The organism is Mesorhizobium sp. M0296 (assembly GCF_040321675.1).
Taxonomy (GTDB): Bacteria; Pseudomonadota; Alphaproteobacteria; order Rhizobiales; family Rhizobiaceae; genus Mesorhizobium.
This window is the reverse complement of the sequence record NZ_JAMYRZ010000001.1, coordinates 450,301-465,913: the sequence shown is the minus strand read 5'-3', so window position 1 is coordinate 465,913 and position 15,613 is coordinate 450,301. Positions and strand designations below refer to the sequence as shown.

Here is a 15,613-nt window from a genome sequence, read left to right as displayed (position 1 = left end):
TCCGACATTCGGCGCTGGCGATTGTCCTCGCGTGCGCGAGGCGTTGCCTCCAAGCTGCCTGCACTACCCCCTTTCGGCATATTGAAATGTTCGTAGAGTTTCTCCGCCGGGCCGCTGAATTCGCGGCCCAGCAGGTCTATCGTAACCCGAACACTACAGTGGAATTGCGGTCACTTCTTTGGCCGTTCGGATCACGAACATCGTGTGGTATCGCGCGACGTTGCTTCGGTCTCGGAACAGTCGCTCGCACAGTGCATCGAACTCTTCCATATCCGTCAGGCGGAGCATGAGGACGGCGTCGGTTTCGCCGCTTACACTGTAGGCCTGAGTGACGGCCGGTTCCTGGGCGGCCAACTCGAGAAAGTCCCGCATATACTGCTCACCATGACGCTCCAGTTCGACGGTGACGATCGCCTTCAAGCCCCGGCCAGCCTTTGCCGGTGCGAGAAGCGCGACAACGCGGCTGATGACACCGCTTTTCTTCAGTCGTCGTATGCGGCGCAGGCAGCTCGAAGGGGAAAGCCCGATTAACCCCGCCAGTTTGGCGTTAGTTCGTGAGGCATCATCCTGGAGCAGGTTGAGAAGCCTTCTGTCGATCTTGTCCATGTCGGTCGCGCTCAGCGTCGGTGCGTTGCAATTTTATTGCACGGAATCGCAAACTTTGACCACAAATGCGAAGCGTCTCACGCTACTCAGACGGCTCCAGGGATGATGGAGCAGCATGATGGCAATTTGCGCCGCCTTCTATCGCAAGACATTGGAGACGCTTGGAATCTATTGGGAACTGGTTCGCGTGATCGTTCCGGTTGCGATTGCCACGCGGCTGCTGCAGGACCTTGGTGTCATCCAGGCGATTTCTCCGTTCTTCTCCCCGCTCATGTTGCAGGTGGGGTTGCCACCTGAACTCGCCTTTGCCTGGCTGACGGGATTGCTGGTCGGGATCTGGGGCGCGCTTGTGATCGTATTCACCTTGGTTCCGGTTTCGGCGCTCAGCACTGCCGACATGACGGTTCTTTCGGCTCTCTTGCTGTTTGCACATGCTATTCCGATCGAGCAACGGATCATTAAGAGGGCCGGGCCGAGCTTCCTGGTCACCGCGGCGCTTCGTATTGGCGGGGGTTTGGTCTTTGCTGTCCTTCTGCATCAGATATTCGCCGTGACCGGATGGCTGTCAGGACCGGTGAAGCCGGCGTGGATGCCGACGAATGAAAGCACCGACTGGGGCTGCTTTTTCCTGGGTACGCTCAAAACCCTGGGCATCATGCTCGTTGTTCTGCTTGCGCTGAGCTGGGTGATCGAGCTTCTAAAGATGTCGGGCATTTTGGATTGGATGAACAGAGGGCTTGCACCGCTCTTTCGGCTCGCCGGCATCGAAAAGCAGACGGTACCTTTCGCCGCTGTCGGCCTGTTTCTCGGGATTTCCTATGGCGCAGGACTGCTGATCCGCGAGGCGCGCACGCCTAGCGCGGAGCCGCGTCAGATATTCCTTGCCTGCGTGTTCATGGGTTTTGCCCATAGCCTCATTGAGGATACGTTGGTCGTTGTCACACTTGGCGCTGATGTTACGAGCGTGCTTCTCGGTCGCCTAGCGTTTGCCGTGCTCGCGACCGCCGTGATCGCAAAAGTAATCAAGGCGGTTCCCGACGCTCTTTTCTTCAAGACACTCTTCCACAAGGAAGAAGACAGTCCGCGCAATCGGATTTCGGAGCCGGCGATTAGCGGGCCGTTGACGTGAGCCCTCCTTACGCAGCAGCCGACATGTGTGTCGAATCGCTATCGGCACAGGACGCGGCTACCCCTCGCCCGACAGATCGCGCCGCGCCTTGTCGAGTTCTTCGGCATAGCGCCGCATCAGGTGGCCTTCGGTCAGCAGCCCGACCACCTTGCGGTCGGTGAAATCCTCGACCACCGCCAATTCCTCGGCGCCGGCGCGCTGGAAGGTCTCTGCCGCCGACTGCACGTTCATGCTCGGCACCAGCACCGCATCCCTGAATTTGGCGAAGGACAGCACCGGCAACCATGCCCGCGTGATGCTGCGGCGATAAAGCCCATCTTCACCTCGGGGAACTGCGTTGACGTAAACGTCAACCCGAAGCTATATGCGCCGGCGGCCGTGGCTGTAAAACCAGGCAAGCGGCTTCGGCCAGATCGAAGCGCCGGCGCGCGACAAACGCAAGCAGACGAGGAGAACCGCCATGAGCGTTCAGGAGATTGCCGACAACATCAGGTCGCGCGTGGCGAGTGCCGGGTTCGATCGCTCGGTGAAATTCGACACCGGCAGCGACGGCGTCATCGTCATCGACGGCGCCGATGTCTCGACCACCGATGCGCCGGCCGATTGCACCATAAAGCTGTCGCTCGACGATCTGGACTCGCTGATATCAGGCGACCTCAACCCGACCATGGCCTTCATGTCCGGCAAGATAAAGGTCGAAGGCGACATGAGCGTCGCCATGGCGCTGAGCCAGCTGATCGGCTGATCCACTCCGGTCAGGGATGAAAACAAGCCGCCGTGCAATGGGCGGCTTGTTTCTGATCCGTCACGCAGCGAGCGGCAGCCTCTGCGCCTTCAACTTGCGCCCTGCCGCCTTCAGGGTGCCTTGCGCGCCGTCGAGCGCGCCGACAACCAGTTCCCGCGCCAGCAGGCGGTGCCGCTCGTAAGGCCCCGGCATGGCCAGCGAGCCGGTCTTTGCGGCCGAAAACCCGAAGCGCTCGTAATAGGGCGCGTCGCCGACCAGCAGGATCGCCACATGGCCAAGCCGCTCGGCCTCGGTGACCGCATGGCGCATCAGCGCCGAGCCGATGCCGGCATTTTTCAGCGCCGGGTCGACCGCAAGCGGGCCGAGCAGCAGCGCTGCCGTGCCGCCCTCGCCCAGCACCACGTCCCACAGCCGCACCGTGCCGGCAACAGTGCCCGACGCATCGCGCGCGACAAAGGCAAGGCCCTCCGAAGGCCGGCGGCCGCGCCGCAGCTTTTCCGACGACTTCTTCCGGCGCTTCGGCCCCATGGCGCGATCGAGCAAAGCGTCGCGAGCGCCAACGTCGGCGGCGGTTTCGGCGACGACCGCAATCTCCCCCCTCGAGGGGGAGATGTCGCCGAAGGCGACAGAGGGGGTTGTCGCGCGTGAAGCGCCGGCCTCCATCTGCGGCGGGAGGCCGAGTCCAGTCGAACCGACCCCCTCTGGCCGCTTCGCGGCCATCTCCCCCTCGAAGGGGGAGATTCCCACGCCTTCAACAACGAAATCTACAATTTCCATTTCCGCGATCCTTCACGAGCGGATTGTTCCACAGGCGAACCCGGGCGGGCGACAGGCGCCCATCTCCGGATGATCTGATCGGTTCTTTCGAACCGTCAGATCACGTAGGATCGGAGAGGCTCGAAGCCGTTGAAGGCGACCGATGCATAGGTCGTCGTATAGGCGCCGGTGCCCTCGATCAGCACCTCGTCGCCGATGGTCAGCGACAAGGGCAGCGGGTACGGCGTCTTTTCGTACATCACGTCGGCCGAATCGCAGGTCGGGCCGGCGAGCACGCAAGGCGCGGTCTCGCTGCCGTCATGCGCGGTGACGATCGGGTAGCGGATCGCCTCGTCCATCGTCTCGGCGAGACCGCCGAACTTGCCGATGTCGAGGAACACCCAGCGCACATTGTCGTTATCGGCTTTCTTCGAGATCAGCACGACTTCCGACTTGATGACGCCGGCATTGCCGACCATGCCGCGGCCCGGCTCGATGATCGTCTCGGGGATCGCGTTGCCGAAATGCTTCCTGAGCGCCGAGAAGATCGCCTGGCCATAGGCCTGCGCCACCGGCACATCCCTGAGATAGCGGGTCGGGAAACCACCGCCCATATTGACCATCTTCAGCACGATGCCTTCGTCGGCCAGCGTCGCGAACACCTTCTTGGCGTCTGCCAGCGCGCGGTCCCAGGCGGTCAGGTCGGTCTGCTGCGAGCCGACATGGAACGACACGCCATGGGCGTCGAGACCGAGCGCCCTGGCATGGCGCAGCACGTCGACCGCCATCGCCGGCACACAGCCGAACTTGCGCGACAGCGGCCATTCGGCGCCCTCGCCGTCGGTCAGGACGCGGCAGAACACACGGGCGCCGGGAGCGACGCGGGCGATCTTCTCGACCTCCTCGACGCAGTCCACCGCAAACAGCCGGATGCCGAGCTGGTAGGCGCGCTGGATGTCGCGCTCCTTCTTGATGGTGTTGCCGAAGGAGATGCGGTCCGCCGGCGCACCGGCGTCCATCGCCATCTCGACTTCGGCAACGGAAGCGGTGTCGAAGGACGAGCCCATCGCAGCAAGCAGGCGCAGGATTTCCGGCGCCGGATTTGCTTTCACCGCATAGTAGATCTTGGAATCGGGAAGCGCCTTCTCGAAAGCACGGAAATTGTCGCGCACGACATCGAGGTCGACGACGAGGCACGGGCCGTTCGGACGTCGGGTGGCAAGGAAGTCAAGGATGCGCTGGGTAGCCATCGGGTCTCTCCATCAGCGCCTTGCGGCGCGCACAAAGGCTTGCGGACGCGGGCTCTCGGCCTCGCGAACACGCGGTGGACAAAGGCGGGACGGAAATCCATGGAACCAGCCGGTGGAGACCCCGGAACCATGAAGCGCCGTCTCGCGGCGGTGAACCTTGGCCTTGCCCGGCCTCGGTTCGCTTTGTCTGCCTTGGCTTGGATGGGAGACCCGTCCGCACTGCCGGCAATGAAGGTGTGCCTCTTCAGTAACCCCGGTCTTTGGACGACCGGCAGAACACCAGAAAGGCCCGCACCGTCGTTGCTTCAAGGTGTCCTCGGTTGGCGGTTGGCCGCTAAACCGACTGGAGGGGTTGGCTCCAGTTACCTTACCGATTACCCTCACCATTCGAGGATCGGCGGACACCCACAGGCACGTGCGACTTTGGGCAAGCGCGATATAAGATCGAAAGATTTCACAATCAATAAAAATCGTATGGCAGGTTGTAAAATTTGTGGCATCGAACAATGCTGCGGCAACCAGAAGAAAAATGCTGCGGCAAGCACATCCGGATATCGAACGCATGACAGGCACTCGCGGCCCGCTGAACGCTTTTCTCGACCTTGATCAAACCCCTGTAGCCAATGCGAAATCCGGCCCGCTTGCCGGCTTGCGGCTTGCCGTAAAGGACATCTTCGACGTCGCCGGCTACCGCACCGGCTGCGGCAATCCGCAGAAATACCGGGACGCTTCACCGGCCATGTTGACCGCGCCGGACGTCCAGGCGCTGCTTGATTCGGGCGCCCGCTTCGTCGGCAAGACGCAGACCGACGAACTCGCATTTTCCCTGCTCGGGCTGAACGCGCATTTCCCGTCGCCCGTCAACCCGGCAGCACCCGACCGCGTCACCGGCGGCTCGTCCTCCGGTTCTGCCGCGGCAGTCGCCGGCGGGCTGGCCGACATTGCAACCGGATCGGACACCGGCGGCTCGATCCGAGCGCCGGCAAGCTTCTGCGGCCTGATCGGCCTCAGGACGACGCATGGCCGCATCCCGCTCGACGGCGCCATGCCGCTGGCGCCTTCGCTGGACACGTTCGGCTGGTTCGCAAGCGACATCGTCATCTACGAAAAGGTCGGCACGGTGCTGCTCGGCGCCGATCCGCATTCCCACGAACTGAGACGCCCCGTCACTCTCGCTGCGCTGGACGGCCTCGTGCTCGGCCCGCACGAGGCCGACGAATATCGCGCCATGCTCCGCAGTGTCGCTTCGGTGCTGGGCGCACCGCGCAGCGTCGGCCCGCTGTCGCATTCGACCGACGATCTCTATTGGTGCTTCCGCAAGCTGCAAGGCTATGAAGCCTGGCAAAGTCACGGCGCCTGGATCGCCGGCGGCGACCGCATGCTGGGACCCGGCGTCAAGGAGCGTTTCGAGCACAGCGCGACAATCGACGCGGCAACCGCGCAATGTGAAACGGAACGTCGCGTTTCGTTTCGCCTCGAACTGGCCGGCCTGCTTGGCGACGACGGCGTTCTTGTGCTTCCGACCGCTCCTGGTGCCGCGCCGCTCAAGGCCGCGTCATTCGACGATTTGCAGACCTATCGCGAGCGGGCGCTGAGACTGCTCTGCCTTTCCGGCCTGTCCGGCTTTCCGCAAATCACGCTGCCGCTCGGCAAGACCGGCGGGGCGCCGTTCGGCCTTTCGCTGCTCGGTCCGAAGAACAGCGACCGGCAGTTGATTGCGCTGGCCGCCCGCATCCTTTCGGCCCACCAAGGAGGCGCATGACATGGATACGCTGACCCGCATGCGCGCCTTCATCGACGTGGTCGAGGCCGAAGGATTTTCGGCGGCGGCGCGCAAGATCGGCCGCTCGAAGGCGCTATTGTCGAAATATGTGCGCGAGCTGGAGGACGAGCTCGGCGCGCTGCTGCTCAACCGCACCACCAGGCAGTTTTCCCTGACCGAGGCCGGCCACACCTATTACCGGCGCGCCTCGGAGATCGTGCGCGAGGTCGACAGCCTTGCCGATGCGGTGCGCGAATCCTCCGGCGACGTGCGCGGCAGGATCAAGCTATCGGCGCCGCGCACCTTTGCCGACGCGCCGATCGGCCAATCGCTGATCGACTTCGCCAAGCAGCATCCCGACATCGTGCTCGACATCCATCTCGACGACCGCTTCGTCGATCTGGTCGAAGAGGGTTTCGATCTGGCAGTGCGCATTTCGCGGCTGGAAAATTCCTCACTGATCGCCAGACGCCTGGCGCCATTTTCGGTACGGCTTTGCGCGTCTCCTGAACTGATCGCCAGGCACGGCATGCCGGTCAGGCCGCAAGACCTTGCCCGCGTGCCTTGCATCATCGACACCAATGGGCGCTGGCTCACCAACTGGCCGTTCAAAGGCGACAGCGGCGATACGGTGAGCGTTTCGGTTTCCGGCCCGATCGAGGTCAACAGCCCGATGGCGGCAAGGGCCGCTGCCGTGGCTGGATTGGGATTTTCCGTCCTGCCGGATTTCATCGCCGCGCCCGACATCGAAAGCGGCAAGCTGCTGACTGCGCTGGATGACCGCATTCTGCCCGGCGGCGGCATTTTTGCCGTCTATCCGCACCGGCGCTATCTGCCTGCAAAAGTTCGCGTTTTCGTCGACTTCCTGGTGCAGTGGTTCAAGACGCTGGACAACGCATGAGCTTTCAGCCGCGTTGCGGTCCCATTTTCGCCCGCTTTCTGGTAACTGTCGGCAATTCACCGAAGCCGATTGAATCGCGACCGAGAATGCACCTGAAACGGCAAGCAATGATGCTGGCTTCGGCCTTGACCGCGACGTTTGCCGCCGTCGGACCGGCTGAGGTGCATCCCCACGTCTTCGCCGAAGCCCGCCTCGAAGTGGTCCTCGGCCCGGATCACCAAACTGTGAAGGCATTGCGCCATGTCTGGCGCTTCGACGATTTGTTTTCGAGCACGGTGATGATGGAGTTCGACAAGAATTCCGACCTGAAACTCGACGACAAGGAGCTGAAGGATGTCGCCGACACCGTCCATGCCTCGCTTGCCGAATTCAACTATTTCCAGCTCGTCACCGTCGACGGCAAGGACGTGGCAATGACCCCGCCGCCGCATTTGATGGCCAATTTCGACAATGACCAGTTGATCATCCTGTTTGAATCTGAACCGAAGGTACCGATCAAACTGAGCGGCAAGATAGATATCGGCGTCTACGACCCGACCTTCTACACCGCGATCGATTTCACCGAGGATGCCAATCTGCAGGTCGATGGGTTGCCGCCGACCTGCACCAGCAAGGTTGTCCGCCCGAACCCGGACGAGGCGATCGCCCAGAACCAGAAGACCCTGACCGAGGCCTTCTTCAACGATCCGACAGGCACCGACATGAGCAAGATCTTTGCCACCAAGCTTGAACTGACCTGTCAGCCGGAAGGATAGATCCAGTGACCAAACCGTCCCTGCGTTTGGCATTCGGTCTTCTGGCCGTCGCCTTTGTGATGACGCACTTTCTCGGCTCCGCCCACGCCCAGAGTTCACTCGGCATCGGCACCAATGACGGCATGGCTCCAACCGCCACCGGCCCGTTCGCCCACATCCTGATGTGGATCAATCTGCGCCAGCAGGAATTCTATCATGCGCTTGCCGGCGCGATGAAGGCGATGCGCCAGGACGGCAGCAAGTTGTGGCTGCTCATCGGCCTGTCCTTTGCCTATGGCATTTTCCACGCCGCCGGCCCCGGTCACGGCAAGGCGGTGATCTCTTCCTACATGGTGGCCAATGAAGTGGCGCTCCGGCGCGGCATCATGCTGTCCTTCGTCTCGGCCCTGCTGCAGGCGCTGACCGCGATCGTGGTGATGCTGGTCGCCTATTTCTTGCTGCGCGGCACTGCCGTCTCGATGACGGACGCCGCATGGTTCCTCGAAATCATGAGCTATGTCTTCGTCACTCTGTTCGGCGCCTGGCTGCTGTGGCGCAAGGCAGGCCCGGCCATCCTTCGCCTGTTCGGCGCAAATCCGGGCTACAGCCTCTCGGCTGCCCATGCCGGCCATTCACATGCCGGCCATGCGCATTCCGCGCATGCCCATGCGGCACATTCCCACGCGCTTGATGCGCATGACGATCACGACCATGCGCATGACCATCACAATCACAGCGCCCACGACCACGCCCATGCTGCGCACGATCACCACAGCCACGCGGCGGGCGAGGTCTGCGACACCTGCGGACACTCGCATGCGCCCGACCCGGTGCTGCTTTCCGGCGATCGCTTCGATTGGCGCACGGCCTGGTCGGCGGTGGCTGCCGTCGGTATCCGCCCCTGTTCAGGCGCGCTGATCGTGCTGAGCTTCGCCTTGCTGAATGGGCTGTGGTTCGGCGGCATCCTTTCGGTGCTGGCCATGGCGCTCGGCACCGCAATCACCGTCTCGGCTCTGGCGACTCTTGCGGTGACCGCGAAGAACTGGGCGGTGTATTTCGCCGGCGACGGCCGCATGGGCAACCGCATCCATTCCTTCGTCGAGATCGGCGGCGCCGCCTTCGTCTTCCTTTTCGGCCTGCTGCTGCTCTCGGCCAGCCTGACTGGCGCCTGACCTCGTTGCGTCCGATCGGGGCGCTTTAACTAGGGATATTGCCCCCCAACTCGTCTTCGATATGGACGCGGATGATCTCGTCGAAGCTCGTTTCGGCGGCAAAGCCAAGCTCCCTCGAGCGCCGCGCCTCGAAGCGCGTCGGCCAGCCCTTGACGATCGCCCAGATCGTCTCGTCGGGCTCCTCGCGGATCAGTTTGGCCGCCTTGGCGCCGGCGACACGTTCCAGCGCTTCGATCTGTTCGCCGACGCTGACGGCGACGCCCGGCATCGTCAGGTTGCGGCGCGGGCCGACCGCACTGCCGTCGATCTGAGCCGCATGGATCAGGAAATTCACCGCCGAACGCGGGCTGGCGTGTGTGTGGACAACCGAGCGCGGCACCGGCAGGATCGCTTCATGGCCGCTCAGCGGCTCGCGGATGATACCGGAGAAGAACCCTGAGGCCGCCTTGTTCGGCTTTCCCGGCCTGACGCAGATGGTCGGCAGCCTGATGCCGATGCCGTCGAAGAAACCGCGGCGCGTATAGTCGGCAAGCAGCGCCTCGCCGATCAGCTTCTGCGTGCCGTAGGAGGTCAGCGGCGTCGGGTGGAACTCGTCCGGAATGATGTCGGGAAACGGTGCGCCGAACACGGCGATCGACGAGGTGAAGACGACGCGTGGCGTATAGGCGGCCAAGCGGATGGCATCGAACAGCGCCCTTGTGCCGTCGAGATTGACGCGATAGCCGAGATCGAAATTGGCCTCCGCCTCACCCGACACCACGCCGGCGAGATGGAAGATCACGTCGGGGCGCGGCGCGACCAGATTTGCCGTCGCTCCCGGTGCGGCAAGGTCGCCGGTGTGGAGGGTAATGCTGACACCTTCGAGCACCGGCGCTTGCGGCGGCACGATGTCGTGAAGGTCGAGCGCGGCGATCTTGCGGCCGCCGAGCGTCCCGTCCTTGGCCAACCTGGCGATGAGTTTGCGGCCGACCATGCCTGCCGCGCCGGTAATCAGAATGCGCATGTCACTTTCCCTTTTTGCGCTGGCTGCGGCTACGCAGCCAGAACACGACGAAGATTGCCACCATGAAGATCGCCGCGACGACGCCGGCAAGAACCGTCGAGACCTTGCCGACCGCCAGCATCACTGTTGGAAGATAATAGGCTGCGATGCCGAACAGCAGCAAAACCCAGGCGGCGCCGATCGCCGCATTGCGGGTGTCGCGGTCCATCACGCGGCGCCAGGGTGGCGAGAGTTCATGTCGATCGTTGCCAATGCCAGGAACTCCCGAAGTCAGTGATAATGGCCGCGGTGCGATGCCGTGTCATGCGCATGCTCGTGCTCGTCATCATGCTCATGGCTGTCGGCACATCGGCCGAATTCCGGTTCGACCGTGGCATGGGCTATGCCATGTTCCTGCGCAAGCCGCTTCTTGATCGCGCTGACCGCCATATGCGCATCGACGCCGTCATTAAGGCAGGCATGCAATGTCGCCATGTTGCTGGAGCCGTCGAGCGACCAGACATGCATGTGATGCACCTCGCGCACGCCCTTGACCGAGCCTTCGATGTCCCTCGCGATCAGGTCGCGGTCGAGGCTTGCCGGCACGCCCTCGAGCAGGACGTGGGCTGCCTCGCGCATCAGCGACCAGGCCGTGGACAGGATCAGCAGCGAGACCAGGATCGACAGGATCGGATCGATGGGCGTCCAGCCCGTCGCCAGGATCACCAGCGCCGCGACGATCGCCGCTGCCGAGCCGAGCAGGTCGCCGAGCACGTGCAGGATGGCGCCGCGCATGTTCAGGCTGCCGCGGTCGCCGCCATGCAGCACGTAGAACGAGCCGAGATTGACCAGCAGGCCGGCAATCGCGACGACCAGCATCGGCCCGCCGAGCACCGGAGCCGGCGCTTGCAAGCGGCCCCAAGCCTCGTAGACGATCCACAGCGCGATGGCGAAGATGGCGATGCCGTTGGTGTAGGCGACCAGCGTCTTGACCCGGCCGAAGCCGTAGGTGAGGCGCACGGTCGCCGGCCGGCTCGCAAGGTGAAAGGCATACCAGGCAAGGCCGAGCGCGACGCAATCGGCAAGCATATGGCCGGCATCCGCCAGCAGCGCCAGTGAACCGGTGAAGATGGCGCCCAGCGTCTCCGCGACCATGAAGCCGGCGGTCAGGCAGGCAGCGATCAGCACGCGCTTCTTGTCGGTCGAGCCGTGCACATGACCTGCGCCATGGCTGTGGTCGTGGCCCTGCGAAGCGTGGTCGTGGGTATGCGCCATCTATAGCCCCTGCTAGAGCCTGATCCATCCCGGCAGACTCGGGATGGAGGCTCTGTCTTCTTGTTCGACCATGATCTTATCCGAAAACCGGCGTCCACTTTTCGGGATCATGGTCAGGCGCCGAACTCAGCGCGAAAATCCTCGAGCCGCCGCCTCTGCTGGCCATCGCTGTCGAAATTAGCCGGATCCAGCCACGCCTCATAGGCTCTGCGCAGATCAGGCCATTCCCTGTCGATGATCGAATACCACGCGGTATCGCGGTTTTTGCCCTTGACTACAAGATGCTGACGGAAAATGCCCTCGAACTTGAAGCCGAAACGTTCCGCCGCGCGCTTCGACGGCTCGTTGCGGTTATTGCATTTCCATTCGTAGCGGCGGTAGCCAAGCTCGTCGAAGACGTACTTCATGAACAGGAACTGCGCTTCCGTCGCCGCCGGCTTTCGCGAGATCAGTGGACCCCAATAGATGTTGCCGATTTCGATCACGCCATAGGCCGGATCGATACGCATCAGCGTCTGGCGTCCGGCGACCTTGCCGCTGGCCTTGTCGATGACGGTGAAGAACAGGGGATCCTCGCTGGCTTCCGCCTTGTCCAGCCACGGCTGGAAGGCGGCACGGCTCTCCGGCGGGTAGTCTGGCAGCCAGGCGAAGCGGCCGTCGACATCGGCCACCGACGAGGCCTCAAACAGGCCGTCGCCGTGCTTTTCGGCGTTGAGCGGCTCCAGCCTGACAGTTCGCCCCTCCAGCACCTTGCGTTCGGGCCGCGGGCGCGGTTGCCAATTCTTGAGATTTTCCGACACCGAAAACTCCAATCCGTTTGACTTTTGCGGGCGGACGCTCACAAAAACGCACGCTCGCTGAAAGAACCACACGGACGGGAAAAATGCTCCACACGATTTCGGCCTTCGACCGCCTCGGCGAGGAGAATGCGTTCGCGGTGCTGGCGCGTGCCACGGCACTTGCCCACCAGGGCCGCGACATTGTCAATCTCGGCATCGGCCAGCCCGACTTCAAGACGCCGCAGCACATCGTCGAGGCCGCGATCAAGGCGCTACGCGATGGCCATCACGGCTATACGCCGGCCAACGGACTGCTGGCGACGCGCGAAGCGGTGGTACGCCGCACGCTGGCCACCACCGGCGTCGAAGTCTCGCCGGAAGCGGTGATGATCCTGCCCGGCGGCAAGCCGACCATGTTCGCGGCCATCCTGATGTTCGGCGAGCCGGGCGCCGAAATTCTCTATCCCGATCCCGGCTTTCCGATCTACCGCTCGATGATCGAGTTCACCGGTGCTGCCCCCATCCCGGTGCCGATGCGCGAGGAGAACGGCTTTGCCTTTTCGGCTGCGGAGACCTTGGCGCTGATCACCCCGAAGACCAGGCTGCTGATCCTCAACTCGCCCGCCAATCCGACCGGCGGCGTCACGCCTCGCGCCGAGATCGAAAAGCTGGTCAGGGGGCTGCAAGCGCACCCGGACGTCGCCATCCTCTCCGACGAGATCTACGACGTGATGACCTATGACGGCGAGACGCACTGCTCGCTGCTCGCCTTCCCCGAAATCCGCGACCGGCTGATCGTGCTCAACGGCTGGTCGAAGACCTGGGCGATGACCGGTTGGCGCATGGGCTGGTCGATCTGGCCGAATGGCGACAAGGGCGCGCATCTCTACGACAAGGTGCGCAAGCTGGCGGTCAATTGCTGGTCCTGCGTCAACGCGCCGAGCCAGTATGCCGGCATAGCCGCCATCGACGGCCCGCAGGACGACGTCGACAAGATGATGCGCGCCTTCGACCGCCGCAGGAAGGTCGTGGTCGAGGGGTTGAATGCCTTGCCCGGCGTTTCCTGCATTACGCCGAAAGGCGCCTTCTATGCCTTCCCCAATGTTTCCAAGACCGGCTGGAAGGCCAAGAAGCTCACCTCGGCGCTGCTCGAGGATGCCGGCGTGGCGCTGATCGGCGGCCCCGATTTCGGCATTCTCGGCGAAGGCTATGTCAGGCTGTCCTACGCCAATTCCGAGGAGAACATCCTGCGCGCGCTGGAGCGGATCGAGGCGTTCCTGGCGAAGTGAGGACGACGAAAGGAGACGCCAGATGTTCTATGCCATTCTTGCCTATCACGAGGAAGAAGCGATTACGGCACTGACGCCTGAGCAGGATGCGGCGCTGATGACCGATCTTCTCCAGATCAACGATCGGCTCTACCGGCAAGGCACCCTTGGGCCGGCGGCCCGGCTCGGCGCGACACAAGACGCCTGCACCTTGCGCGGGCCAGGCACCGGAATGGTTATCGACGGCCCCTTCGCCGAGACCAAGGAACAATTGCTGGGGCTCTATGTCGTCGACTGCGCCAACCGTGACGCCGCCATCGACATTGCGCGCGACCTTCGCCGCGTCAATCCGACCGCCGTCTACGAAATCCGCCCGATTTCGCTATATTTACCCGGCGTGCCGCTTCCGGTCACCCGGCCCTAGGACGTAGACTCATAGCTACGTGGCCAGATGCGGATTGCGACGAGTTTTAGGGCGGCAAGAAAGTTCTCAGCCAGCTTGTCGTAGCGCGTCGCGATGCGACTGAACTGTTTGGCTTTGTTGAAGAAGCGCTCGATCAGGTTACGGGCTTTGTATAGGAAGGGCTGAAGCAGATCGGGGCCTTGCGATGGGCTTTGGGCGGGATATTGGCCCAAGTGTTCTGGTCGGTGATGGCAGTGCGCAATGCGTTGGCATCGTAGCCCTTGTCGGCGAGCAGCATCGCACCTTCAGGCAAATCTTTGATCAAGTCCGCTGCGGAGGCAGACATTTGGCTATGAAAGTGCCGTCCAGACCACACTCTCAAGATCGGGAGAGTAGCGGGCGATGATAGCCTCTTGATCATTTTCCTGCGTAAGAATTATCTGCTTCCCAGTAGCGTCACCGAGCAATCGCATAAAGCGGTCAAGCTTCTCAACCTCGGTTTTTCCGCTGACTTGCCTTGGATCGAAGTCGAACTCAATTTCGACAGCGCTGAAGAAGTGACATGCAAGCTGGATTGGCCCGACGTAAAAAGACAGTAAGCTGCCTGTTTCGCTTTCCAGGGCCGCTTCGACGCCCAATGGCATCGACTCGATCTTGCCGGAGACACTGAAACTAGCAGGCGGGGTCCATTCGAGGAGGATGTCCCAGACGACCTGCCAATCTGCCTCAGACGTGTTCAGAACGTAGATGTCTCGCCAGGAGCCGTCCCAAGCGAAATCCGATGCTATCTGTTCCCAATTCATGCATGAACCATTCTCTATGACTGCAATTCAAGCATGACATGTGCCATGACCGCTTTCCACAAATCCCAAGCCCGCTTTCCACCTATCCCGGTCATTCCGCATTTATGAGTTTACGGCCTAGTCTAGTGCATGTCGCCCAAAGTGCGCAGCGGTTTTGGGACAACGACATGTATACAACCTGGACCGGTTGCCTACCCTCGCCCGACAAACGGCATCTTCGTCGCCATCACGGTCATGAACAGCACGTTCGCGTCGAGCGGCAGGCTGGCCATATGGAGGACGGCATCGGCGACGCGCTCGACATCCATCACCGCTTCGGCGGCAATGGTGCCGTTGGCTTGCGGCACGCCGACCGTCATCGCCTGCGCCATGTCGGTCAGCGCGTTGCCGATGTCGATCTGGCCGCAAGCAATGTCGAAGGGCCTGCCGTCCAGCGCCAGCGTCTTGGTCAGCCCGGTGATGGCGTGCTTGGTCGCCGTATAGGGCACCGAGCCCGGCCGCGGCGCATAGGCCGATACCGAGCCGTTGTTGATGATGCGGCCGCCCATCGGCTGCTGCCTGCGCATGGCGCCGAACGCGGCGCGAGCGCACAGGAACGAGCCGGTGAGATTGACCCCGACGATGTCGTTCCACACGTCGACCGGGATGTCGTCGATCAACGTCGATTTGTAGCTCGTGCCGGCATTGTTGAAGAGCAGGTCGACGCGCCCGAAAGCCGCAGCCACCGTCTCGAACAGATCGTCGACCTGATCGGCCTTGCTGATGTCGCAGGCGAAGGCCAATGCCTTGGCCTGCGTCGGCCCGGCCGCGGCGATCGCATCCTCCAGCACCGGCTTGCGGCGACCGCAGAAGACCGTATTCCAGCCGGCCTTGAGCAGCGCCGTGGCGACGCTTTTGCCGATGCCCGTGCCGGCGCCGGTGACGATGGCGGTTTTATAGTCGGTCATGGCTGTACTCCCTGAAAGGGATGAGGCATCGCAAATGACGGGAACCATGGCAAGCCGGCCCAAGCCTGTGCTCACAAAAAGGGCGGCCGTTGGCGACCGCC

The 15,613-nt window shown here is 62.7% G+C and carries 17 protein-coding genes and 2 pseudogenes; 8 read left to right on the top strand and 11 right to left on the bottom strand.

Features of this window, described 5'->3' with window-relative positions:
• Positions 1–153 precede the first annotated feature (153 nt).
• Positions 154–606: an Lrp/AsnC family transcriptional regulator gene (locus NKI97_RS02335; RefSeq protein WP_352469560.1), complete on the bottom strand. Its 453-nt coding sequence runs from the start codon at positions 604–606 to the stop codon at positions 154–156.
• Positions 607–724: 118 nt separating this feature from the next.
• Here NKI97_RS02335 and NKI97_RS02330 point away from each other — a divergent pair, with 118 nt between their 5' ends.
• Positions 725–1,735: a nucleoside recognition domain-containing protein gene (locus tag NKI97_RS02330; RefSeq protein WP_352814321.1), complete on the top strand. Its 1,011-nt coding sequence runs from the start codon at positions 725–727 to the stop codon at positions 1,733–1,735.
• A gap of 57 nt (positions 1,736–1,792) precedes the next feature.
• Here NKI97_RS02330 and NKI97_RS02325 read toward each other — a convergent pair.
• Positions 1,793–1,993, bottom strand: a pseudogene (locus NKI97_RS02325) (chloride channel protein); the annotation flags it as partial.
• A 202-nt stretch (positions 1,994–2,195) separates the two neighbouring features.
• Between NKI97_RS02325 and NKI97_RS02320 the strand changes: the two are divergent.
• Positions 2,196–2,480 (top strand): SCP2 sterol-binding domain-containing protein, encoded by a 285-nt coding sequence (locus NKI97_RS02320; RefSeq protein WP_352448193.1) that lies wholly within the window; start codon positions 2,196–2,198, stop codon positions 2,478–2,480.
• A 60-nt stretch (positions 2,481–2,540) separates the two neighbouring features.
• On the opposite strand, the gene NKI97_RS02315 is transcribed toward NKI97_RS02320, so the two are convergent.
• Together NKI97_RS02315 and odc2 are read right to left on the bottom strand one after the other, a co-directional pair.
• Positions 2,541–3,143 (bottom strand): GNAT family N-acetyltransferase, encoded by a 603-nt coding sequence (locus NKI97_RS02315; protein WP_352814591.1) that lies wholly within the window; start codon positions 3,141–3,143, stop codon positions 2,541–2,543.
• A 209-nt stretch (positions 3,144–3,352) separates the two neighbouring features.
• The gene (gene odc2 / locus NKI97_RS02310) at positions 3,353–4,486 is read right to left on the bottom strand and encodes an ornithine/lysine decarboxylase (RefSeq protein WP_023675424.1); all 1,134 of its coding nucleotides are present in this window, start codon (positions 4,484–4,486) and stop codon (positions 3,353–3,355) included.
• 562 nt (positions 4,487–5,048) lie between these two features.
• Between odc2 and NKI97_RS02305 the strand changes: the two genes are divergently transcribed.
• The 4 genes from NKI97_RS02305 to NKI97_RS02290 all read left to right on the top strand — a co-directional run bounded on the left by NKI97_RS02305 (position 5,049) and on the right by NKI97_RS02290 (position 9,055).
• Positions 5,049–6,248, top strand: coding sequence for an amidase (locus tag NKI97_RS02305; RefSeq protein ID WP_352832454.1), 1,200 nt, complete (start codon positions 5,049–5,051; stop codon positions 6,246–6,248).
• 1 nt (position 6,249) lies between these two features.
• Positions 6,250–7,149 carry a LysR family transcriptional regulator gene (locus tag NKI97_RS02300; RefSeq protein WP_352469556.1) on the top strand — a complete coding sequence of 300 codons (900 nt, stop codon included), beginning with the start codon at positions 6,250–6,252 and terminating at the stop codon, positions 7,147–7,149.
• 86 nt (positions 7,150–7,235) lie between these two features.
• Entirely contained in the window at positions 7,236–7,904 is a 669-nt protein-coding gene (locus tag NKI97_RS02295; RefSeq protein WP_352564924.1) for a DUF1007 family protein, read from the top strand.
• The gene (locus tag NKI97_RS02290) at positions 7,901–9,055 is read left to right on the top strand and encodes a nickel/cobalt transporter (protein ID WP_352832567.1); all 1,155 of its coding nucleotides are present in this window, start codon (positions 7,901–7,903) and stop codon (positions 9,053–9,055) included. Before NKI97_RS02295 ends, NKI97_RS02290 begins: the two co-directional genes overlap by 4 nt.
• Before the next feature lie 25 nt (positions 9,056–9,080).
• Here the strand turns inward: NKI97_RS02290 and denD are convergent, their stop codons facing one another.
• The 4 genes from denD to NKI97_RS02270 form a co-directional block, all read right to left on the bottom strand.
• Positions 9,081–10,058, bottom strand: a complete 978-nt coding sequence (gene denD, locus NKI97_RS02285; RefSeq protein WP_352448197.1) for a D-erythronate dehydrogenase — start codon at positions 10,056–10,058, stop codon at positions 9,081–9,083.
• Position 10,059: 1 nt separating this feature from the next.
• Complete coding sequence (locus NKI97_RS02280) at positions 10,060–10,266, bottom strand: hypothetical protein (protein ID WP_352448198.1); 207 nt, start codon at positions 10,264–10,266, stop codon at positions 10,060–10,062.
• 62 nt (positions 10,267–10,328) lie between these two features.
• The gene (locus tag NKI97_RS02275; protein ID WP_352448199.1) at positions 10,329–11,312 is read right to left on the bottom strand and encodes a cation diffusion facilitator family transporter; all 984 of its coding nucleotides are present in this window, start codon (positions 11,310–11,312) and stop codon (positions 10,329–10,331) included.
• Between the two features lie 113 nt (positions 11,313–11,425).
• A complete protein-coding gene (locus NKI97_RS02270; RefSeq protein ID WP_352448200.1) occupies positions 11,426–12,112 on the bottom strand; it encodes a GNAT family N-acetyltransferase in 687 nt (228 codons plus the stop codon).
• A gap of 83 nt (positions 12,113–12,195) precedes the next feature.
• On the opposite strand from NKI97_RS02270, the gene NKI97_RS02265 reads away from it, so the two are divergent.
• Positions 12,196–13,380, top strand: coding sequence for a pyridoxal phosphate-dependent aminotransferase (locus tag NKI97_RS02265; RefSeq protein WP_352448201.1), 1,185 nt, complete (start codon positions 12,196–12,198; stop codon positions 13,378–13,380).
• A gap of 22 nt (positions 13,381–13,402) precedes the next feature.
• Positions 13,403–13,783: a YciI family protein gene (locus tag NKI97_RS02260; protein WP_254816974.1), complete on the top strand. Its 381-nt coding sequence runs from the start codon at positions 13,403–13,405 to the stop codon at positions 13,781–13,783.
• Here the strand turns inward: NKI97_RS02260 and NKI97_RS02255 are convergent.
• The 3 genes and pseudogenes from NKI97_RS02255 to NKI97_RS02245 form a co-directional block, all read right to left on the bottom strand.
• Positions 13,780–14,087, bottom strand: a pseudogene (locus NKI97_RS02255) (transposase); the annotation flags it as partial. The gene NKI97_RS02260 and the pseudogene NKI97_RS02255 sit on opposite strands and share 4 nt — an antisense overlap.
• 25 nt (positions 14,088–14,112) lie before the next feature.
• Entirely contained in the window at positions 14,113–14,565 is a 453-nt protein-coding gene (locus NKI97_RS02250; RefSeq protein ID WP_352448203.1) for a hypothetical protein, read from the bottom strand.
• Between the two features lie 191 nt (positions 14,566–14,756).
• Positions 14,757–15,512 (bottom strand): SDR family oxidoreductase, encoded by a 756-nt coding sequence (locus NKI97_RS02245; protein ID WP_352448204.1) that lies wholly within the window; start codon positions 15,510–15,512, stop codon positions 14,757–14,759.
• Positions 15,513–15,613 lie beyond the last annotated feature (101 nt).